Origin of the sequence: Rhizobium sp. RAF56 (genome assembly GCF_052113965.1) — a bacterium.
In the GTDB taxonomy this organism is placed as follows: domain Bacteria; phylum Pseudomonadota; class Alphaproteobacteria; order Rhizobiales; family Rhizobiaceae; genus Rhizobium.
This window is the reverse complement of record NZ_JBFRDU010000145.1, coordinates 1-452: the sequence shown is the minus strand read 5'-3', so window position 1 is coordinate 452 and position 452 is coordinate 1. Positions and strand designations below refer to the sequence as shown.

Below are 452 nucleotides of genomic sequence, written 5' to 3'. Positions count from 1 at the left end.
CGCTGCGACCGGCAGGAAGAACCGGCCCTGCCGGGGCGGGCGGCCGAGAGTGCTGGCTAGAATGGCAAACGCCAGGTAGGCCGCCATCGACACTGTTGCGTGCCCGCTTGGAAAGCTCGCGTCGTGCACCTCAACAAGGTGAGGAACGATGGATGGCCTGGCCCGCCCAACAAGCGCCTTCAGGAGGTTGCTAAGTGCCCAGGCGCCTCCGGCCGCGACAAATGCGTAGGCCGCGGCCGCGCTACGTCCGGTCCCCCAAAGGTAGCCGGCAGCGAGCAAGGTGAGGGTCGCGAGAATCGTAAAGCTGCCCAAACTCGTCATGTTGAGGAAATAGTCCAGCAGCCAGTGCGGACCTCTGGGAATCGAGAGTTCGTCAGGTCGACGCAACAGCAAGAGCACATAGCTGTCGAAGGCGGGAACCTCGCCGGAAGGTCGGCGAACGACCCAAAGCA

The 452-nt window shown here is 63.9% G+C and carries 1 protein-coding gene; it reads right to left on the bottom strand.

All coding sequences use genetic code 11. The features are described from left to right. Positions 1 to 452 (bottom strand): phosphatase PAP2 family protein (locus AB4048_RS28995; RefSeq protein WP_442205373.1); only part of this gene is annotated, 452 nt, incomplete at both ends.